The following is a 7,135-nucleotide window of genomic DNA, read 5'->3' on the forward strand; positions in this document are numbered from 1 at the left end:
GGAGTTACTTCCGCTCAGAAACTTCCCAAAAATCTGGGAAGGAGTTAAAATTCAAAATTCAAAATTCTTGCATTAAAGACATTTTGCCTACGGCACGCTACGCGAACAGATGGGGATTTAAACTCCGTCTGAAACTGATGCTACATAAGATGTAGGGGGTCTTAAACCCTTGAATTTACGATAAAAATAATCTTGAGAGAATAAAAAAACTCAGGAAATTAATTAATTGTTGTTAAAAATTGCCCCTCACACCATTAAAAAATAACTATGGCAGATGCCTTAATAATTCAGCTGCCTAATATTCCGAGTGCGATCGCCATAGCTGGTGATAGAGAAGAAAATCTGAAAATCTTATCCCGGCACACAGGAGCTAACTTTGTATTGCGTGGACAAGAACTACATATTTCTGGTACGGACACACAAAAAGACCTGGCTGCTCAATTAGTGCGATCGCTAGAAAATATCTGGGTTCAGGGCAATAATATTTCCAGTGCCGATATTTTAACAGCCCGCCAAGCCCTAGATACCCACCGCCAAGGAGAATTGCAAGAATTACAGCGAGATATCCTAGCAAAAACTCGTCGGGGTGATGAAGTTCGCGCCAAAACCTTTAAACAACGCCAGTACATCGAATATATACGAAAGCATGACCTCACCTTCTGCACGGGGCCGGCTGGAACAGGTAAGACATACTTGGCTGTTGTCATTGCAGTGCAAGCACTCTTGTCTAACCAAGTAGAAAAACTCATCTTAACCCGTCCGGCGGTAGAAGCTGGCGAACGCCTGGGATTTTTACCTGGAGACTTGCAGCAGAAAATTAACCCCTATCTCCGTCCTCTTTATGATGCTATCTATGAATTCATCGATCAAGAAAAAGTAGCTAATTTGATAGAACGGGGAATCATTGAAGTTGCTCCACTAGCTTATATGCGGGGACGGACTTTAAACCATGCTTTTGTGATTGTAGATGAAGCCCAAAATACCACCCCAGCCCAAATGAAAATGGTTTTAACTCGTTTGGGTTTTCGTTCGCGGATGGTGATTACAGGCGACACCACACAAACTGATTTACCGATGAATCAACAATCTGGTTTAACAGTGGCTTTGCAAATTTTAAAGCACGTTGAAGGTATCGCTTTTTCGGAATTTACCCAAAAAGATGTCGTGCGTCATCCTTTAGTACAGCGTATTGTCTCGGCTTACGAACAACATGATAAATAGGCAATATTTATTGGTTATTAGTCATTAGTAAAACTGCAAATAAACCAAGGATAAAGATTCATTTATGACTACTTTGAGAGAATTTTTAGAAGCTTGTGAAAAATTGGGAACACTGCGGTTAATTGTTACTAGCAGTGCGGCTGTGTTAGAAGCAAGAGGAAAAATAGAAAAGCTATTTTATGCAGAATTACCAAAAGGTAAATATGCTAATCTGCACACTGAAGGCTTTGAATTTCATTTGAATATGGACAAAATTACCCAAGTAAAGTTTGAAACGGGTACAGCAAAAAGAGGCAATTTTACAACTTACACCATTCGATTTTTAGATGAAAAGCAAGAACCTACTTTGAGTGCATTTTTACAATGGGGTAAACCAGGAGAATATGAACCAGGACAAGTGGAAGCTTGGCAAAGTTTAAAAGAAAAGTATGGGGAAGTGTGGAATCCTTTACCTATCGAAACTCTATAGCATTTTCTATCGTATTTTCTCAAAAATTTAAAGCAATATTTTAGCCTTGTCACGCCATAAGAAGCGGGCAAGGCTAAAATATTGCTTTAGTCGTATGTAGCGCGGCAAGCTTAAAATATTGGGTTAATCCGGTGAAAAACCAAAAATTCATCATGGTCATTGATTACTTAACCCCACAAATTAGACTAGACCCGCTAGTAGTTTGGGTTGAGGCTTTGCGTTCGCGTAGCGTGCAGACAAACCCAACACGGATCTCAGCAACCTGATATAGATATTGGTGTTGGGTTTCCTTACTTTAAAAAGCCACTCGTCCCAAGCCAGGAGGCCCTTCTAAGGCCGTGGCTTCCAAACTTACGAATATTCTTAACGAATACGAAATTTTTCAGTATTTTGGCAACCATATCACTTGGAGTAAATCATCATGAAAGCAATGAAACCATTTCTGTTTGTCACCGACTTGGATCACACATTTGTAGGTAATGACTCAGCCCTTGTACAACTGACTCAAATGCTGACGGAGCATCGCCGAGAATATGGGACAAAGATAGTTTATGCTACTGGGCGATCGCCTGTTTTGTACAAGGAACTTCAAGAAGAAAAAAATCTTGTAGAACCGGATGGCTTAGTTGTATCCGTGGGTACAGAGATTTATCTGGATGGTAGTGGTACTCCTGATGCAGCTTGGTCAGAAATTCTCTCCGTCGGTTGGAATCGAGAACTAGTATTATCGATTACCGAAAAAATTACTGAGTTAGTACCACAACCAGACTCAGAACAGCGTCCCTTTAAAATTAGCTTTTTCCTCCAGCAAGAAGTGTCCGCTAATGTGATACCACTACTTGAGTCAGAGTTAGAGAAATATGAAGTAAATGTAAAGTTAATTTATAGTAGCGGTATTGACCTTGACATTGTGCCGCGTAGCAGCGATAAAGGTCAGGCAATGCAGTTTCTACGTCGAAAGTGGAAATTTGCAGCAGAACAAACAGTTGTCTGTGGTGATTCAGGTAATGATATTGCTTTATTTGCCGTAGGCAACGAACGGGGAATCATAGTTGGGAACGCCCGGCCAGAGTTACTGGAATGGCACAGCGATTATCCCGCAGACCATCGTTACCTAGCACAAGATACTTGTGCAGGTGGAATTCTTGAAGGTTTACAGTATTTTGGTTTCCTATAATGATTAGTTATCTCAAAGGTATAGTCGCCGGTATCCAAAACCAAAACAGCAATAAAGTGATTTTGACTCTCGAAGTCAACGGGATGGGTTATGACTTGCAAGTTCCCCAACGGTTAGCCAAACAACTACCCACAACTGGCGATTTAGTGCAAATCTTCACACATTACCAAGTTCGGGAAGAAGTACCTTTACTGTACGGTTTTGCGTCCCCAGCAGAACGAGATTTATTTCGCCACTTATTAACTGTGAGTGGTGTAGGTGCAGCTTCAGCGATCGCATTGTTAGATACTCTGGAATTACCAGATTTAGTCCAAGCCATCATTGCTGCTAACACCCAAATACTCATTCAAGCCCCTGGTGTGGGTAAAAAAATCGCTGAACGCATTTGTTTGGAACTGAAAGCTAAATTAATCGAGTGGCGCAAATCAGCAGGCTTCTTCGTCGCCACCGAAGGGCCAGCCCCCCGTATTCTAGAAGAAGTGCAAATGACTTTATTTGCCCTAGGATACACAGCCCACGAAGTCAGCCACGCCTTACACGTAGTCAGTGAAGATATTGGATTACCAAAAGATGCCTATGTAGAAGATTGGATTAGACAAGCGATCGCTCACCTCAGCAGTAGTGAGCAAGTTAGTCAATAGTCATTGGTGACAAGTTAAGGAAAAGGGGAAATTGTCAAGGTTAGTATTTGCAGAGGTTAACAATAGTGGGAAACTCAATCTAGACAAGTAATTGAGCGATTGAGACCAGCCATGACCACCAGCAAAAAAACCAAGCAAAAAACCAATAGAGACCACGCAAAAAAGAAATAGCGATCAATGGTGGAAGATGAAGTAATAGCCGAGCAATTGGAAAGATTACTGACACCAGCGATTACAAATCAAGAAAATTACTATCGAAAATTAGGACTCAGAGAAAGGATACTGCATTTACCATTGATGATGGCTGCGGTACTAACCTTATTATGGAGAGACGTAGCCGGAGTCAGGGAACTGACAAGGATATTAGCTAGAGACGATTTTCTGTGGTGTAATCCCACAAAAGTCAATACTTCTCGGTTAGAAAACTTAAAATGATTTTACTCACGAAGTTCTCAGGTTTTTAGCCATGTTACCCTCCACTAATTTTGGCAATAAATAAGCTTAACCGAGAGGTATTGCCACAAAAGTTAGTCAACAAGCAGTATCACAACGATTTTTGACATTTCCCAATGAGTTATTCGAGAAAGTATTTAAAGATTTATTACCTAGTTTAAGAACAGGTTTTTCCATAATTCTCTAAAAGCCTCTTGGCAAAAGACTGTCAGCCTTAACTTGTCACCAATGGTCAATAGTTATTTAATTTTGAATTTATTTCCCCCACTCCCTAAACTGGCGGAACGAAAACAGCTACAGCTTTAGGAATAACACGGAACTTAGCCGGGGTGTATGTAGTAATTTCTCCATCGGTATTAATCGGACGTGGTTTATGTGTATAAACTTCTATTTCTTGTCCAGACAAGGCGCGGACATTTTGCCGATGAATATGTCTCCCGTTTCGCATAGCAGGTAGCAAAGGAATCATTTGCCACCAATGTTTAATTTCTAAACTATAAAGGTCTAATCTTTGGTCGTCAATTTTAGCATCGTGAACTACAGCCATACCACCACCGTAATAACGACCATTACCTACAGCAATTTGCACTGTTTTGACTCGAAAGCATCTATCTTGCACCCGAATTTCTGCGCTAAAAGGTCGAGATTCCCAAATTACCTGTAATGCTGTAACTGCATACGCCAAAATTCCCCAGCGTCGTTTAAATTCTTTGGTCAGTTTTTGGGTAATTTTTACACCCAATCCTAAGCTGGCAACATTAAAAAAGTGTTTACCATTGACCCATCCTAAATCAATGCGTCGTAATTCTCCAGAGGCTATTGTTTTACAAGCTTCTGGTAGAGAGTTAGAAATACCTAAAGTCTTCGCTAAATCATTGGCAGTTCCTAAAGGTAATATTCCCAAAGGTAACTGAGTCTCTACTAAAGCATCTACTACGGCATTAAGAGTACCATCACCACCACCGACGATAACTAAATCTACATGATTTTTATATTTGTGTATGATGTGAGCCAAATGTTTGGGGTTTTCTGTAGATTCTTCAATTAATTCCCAGCCCAATGTTTGCAGGTAATTAATTGCTTCCAAGAGACGTTTTTGTCCCTGGCGAGCATGACGATTTACTAATAGTAATGCGCGGGAACTCATGGGGAGTTTTCTTTAAAGGTAATATATCGAACTTATCCACAGGTATCAGCTCACTTTTACTGGCATTCTGCATTTTTTGGTGGTTTAAATTACCAAAAACATGGTGACAATAGTAGCGGCATAATCTAGCTTAACGCGATTATCTATAACTGGGTTCATGCTTGAGTATGGAATATAAAAATTAGAGGGAGTAGAAATTTTATATTGCAAATTGACTATCCCGGTTCTTAGAAAAATTGGAACTCTGAAGTTTCAATAGGGATAGTATCAAATATCAATTAATTTTGTATCAGAGCTAAGATTATCCATAAACAAAAATCTATTGTTTATACAAGGACTCACTTATAAATTACTCTTAATTTATTTCCCTGTTTCATATTTCTAATTTATGCGCTTTAACTAAGCATATTAGGTAACAAAAAATCTAGTTTTTTTTGTACATCACTATATTATGCAGGTTTCTGCATTATTACTTACATAATTATTAAAAAAGCTAGGTTTCTCAAGCCCATATCATTGCAGGAATTGAATTGCAATACAGTTTTCTGCAAATTTAACTACAAGATTGAGCAATTATCAGTGATGAAGCTTGCATTATAGTCAGCATAAATGGTGAAGGAATAATTCTTGTAATTTTTTTAATCTGTTTTGTATCGCTCAAAGTTGAGCAGCAACATTTTTGTCAGTTCTAACATAAAGCCAATAAATTTTCATGAGGAGAAAAATCATGTTGAAAAAAATGGTAGCTTCTTTGTTGACATCTGTTGGGATATTAAGCCTCAACGCTAATTCTGCATTAGCGGAAAGACCTGTTGATTTTAGATACTACAAAACTCTTTACCCATCAAGTTGTAATATTGCGATCGCAGGTGAAAGATATCGTTGCGACTATACAGTCGTTGGGGCTTTCAATGATGCTAGTGCCAATATTAAGCTATGCTCAACCCGCGATTGCTTAATTCTGATCCTTACTCCTACTCAACTAGCTAATGTCGCTGATGGTAACTATTTTTACATTCGCCAAATGGCATGGCAAACTGGTAATTCTATTACTCGTCAATGGAATGTATCTCTAACTTGTAGTTCTAGTGCTGATAGTATGGGATGTATAGGAGAAGTGGAAAATGGTAGTGCCATCGCAATTTATGTTGAGTAGTATTTGAATTAATTGCTTGTAATTGTGACATTTTAGGCTCAATTTAAGTAATAATACTCGATGTATTAATCGTTTACTCCCAAATTGTGGAAAATATTGTCCAAAAACTGAGGTTTGTTAGTAAAAGTGAAGCCCAGGAATAGTCCTAAGAGCCACCAGCACTTGAAATAATATTAATTAATCATAGTTTTATTTATTATATTTCGGAAGTTTTGTACTTGAATTATTTAAGTTTGTACGCATAAGTAACGCCGTAATCTTACGACAAATGTAGTCATGGAAACTGCTGCCAATTGCAACTTTACATAGATTGAGATCAATTGCAATACAGTTTTCTGCAATCTTACATACATGATGGTGCATAGATAAATACCAAATCTTGCATCTCAGACAGCATTTAACTGAATGACTAATTTTTATACTTCCTTTATTCTGTGAATTTAAGAAGGTTGCAATTTGCCACTAATAGCTAATGAATTATTAGCTATTAAGAATTCAGCATCTCTAGATCATCAGACTAACTTTTCAATATCAAAACATTTTCACAATTAAAGAGACAAACTTATGACTACTATTCCTTCTGATCCCTTATTTCAGTATCAATGGTATCTCTACAACTACGATCAATACACTGGTCTTCGTGGTCTTGATCTCAACGTGGTTGATGTTTGGGATGACTATACAGGACGAGGTGTTACAGTTGGTGTTTTTGAAGGGGGTGGTGTTGAATACAATCACCCTGATTTAGCTCCAAATTACAACACTTCTATCGACTATGACGGTGTTACCAACGGTGGTAACCCTTCCCCTCTAGCTGGCTACGGTGTACACACAAGTAGACCCAGAGCGAGTTTCCAACCAAAAAAGGTGG

The 7,135-nt window shown here is 38.8% G+C and carries 6 protein-coding genes and 2 pseudogenes; 7 read left to right on the forward strand and 1 reads right to left on the reverse strand.

The genetic code is table 11. The annotated features are described in order from the left end of the window. The first annotated feature begins 267 nt into the window (after nucleotides 1-267). The 5 genes and pseudogenes from ACM0OR_RS09070 to ACM0OR_RS09090 form a co-directional block, all read left to right on the forward strand. Entirely contained in the window at nucleotides 268-1,221 is a 954-nt protein-coding gene (locus tag ACM0OR_RS09070; protein WP_414575963.1) for a PhoH family protein, read from the forward strand. A 64-nt stretch (nucleotides 1,222-1,285) separates the two neighbouring features. After that, nucleotides 1,286-1,690 (forward strand): ChuX/HutX family heme-like substrate-binding protein, encoded by a 405-nt coding sequence (locus tag ACM0OR_RS09075; protein WP_414575964.1) that lies wholly within the window; start codon nucleotides 1,286-1,288, stop codon nucleotides 1,688-1,690. Nucleotides 1,691-2,120: 430 nt separating this feature from the next. Then, on the forward strand, nucleotides 2,121-2,867 hold the full coding sequence (locus ACM0OR_RS09080; protein ID WP_414575973.1) for a sucrose-phosphate phosphatase: 747 nt from the start codon (nucleotides 2,121-2,123) through the stop codon (nucleotides 2,865-2,867). After that, entirely contained in the window at nucleotides 2,867-3,508 is a 642-nt protein-coding gene (gene ruvA / locus ACM0OR_RS09085; protein ID WP_414575965.1) for a Holliday junction branch migration protein RuvA, read from the forward strand. The genes ACM0OR_RS09080 and ruvA overlap by 1 nt, the downstream gene beginning before the upstream one ends. Nucleotides 3,509-3,685: 177 nt before the next feature. Continuing rightward, nucleotides 3,686-3,907: pseudogene (locus tag ACM0OR_RS09090) on the forward strand (IS4 family transposase); the annotation flags it as partial. Between the two features lie 325 nt (nucleotides 3,908-4,232). Here ACM0OR_RS09090 and ACM0OR_RS09095 read toward each other — a convergent pair. Next, nucleotides 4,233-5,108: a lipid kinase gene (locus ACM0OR_RS09095; RefSeq protein ID WP_414575966.1), complete on the reverse strand. Its 876-nt coding sequence runs from the start codon at nucleotides 5,106-5,108 to the stop codon at nucleotides 4,233-4,235. A gap of 727 nt (nucleotides 5,109-5,835) precedes the next feature. Between ACM0OR_RS09095 and ACM0OR_RS09100 the strand changes: the two genes are divergently transcribed. Together ACM0OR_RS09100 and ACM0OR_RS09105 are read left to right on the forward strand one after the other, a co-directional pair. Continuing rightward, nucleotides 5,836-6,264 (forward strand): hypothetical protein, encoded by a 429-nt coding sequence (locus ACM0OR_RS09100; RefSeq protein ID WP_414575967.1) that lies wholly within the window; start codon nucleotides 5,836-5,838, stop codon nucleotides 6,262-6,264. A gap of 564 nt (nucleotides 6,265-6,828) precedes the next feature. Continuing rightward, nucleotides 6,829-7,135 (forward strand): annotated as a pseudogene (locus tag ACM0OR_RS09105) (hypothetical protein); the annotation flags it as partial.

The sequence above is a fragment of the Anabaena sp. CCY 9402-a genome (assembly GCF_963920945.1).
Classification (GTDB): domain Bacteria; phylum Cyanobacteriota; class Cyanobacteriia; order Cyanobacteriales; family Nostocaceae; genus Trichormus; species Trichormus minutissimus.

Bases quoted from the DNA above. Each gene is read 5' to 3' on its own strand.
- ruvA (WP_414575965.1), top strand. From the start codon at position 2,867: ATGATTAGTTATCTCAAAGGTATAGTCGCCGGTATCCAAAACCAAAAC.
- ACM0OR_RS09070 (WP_414575963.1), top strand. From the start codon at position 268: ATGGCAGATGCCTTAATAATTCAGCTGCCTAATATTCCGAGTGCGATC.
- ACM0OR_RS09100 (WP_414575967.1), top strand. From the start codon at position 5,836: ATGTTGAAAAAAATGGTAGCTTCTTTGTTGACATCTGTTGGGATATTA.
- ACM0OR_RS09075 (WP_414575964.1), top strand. From the start codon at position 1,286: ATGACTACTTTGAGAGAATTTTTAGAAGCTTGTGAAAAATTGGGAACA.
- ACM0OR_RS09095 (WP_414575966.1), bottom strand. From the start codon at position 5,108: ATGAGTTCCCGCGCATTACTATTAGTAAATCGTCATGCTCGCCAGGGA.
- ACM0OR_RS09080 (WP_414575973.1), top strand. From the start codon at position 2,121: ATGAAACCATTTCTGTTTGTCACCGACTTGGATCACACATTTGTAGGT.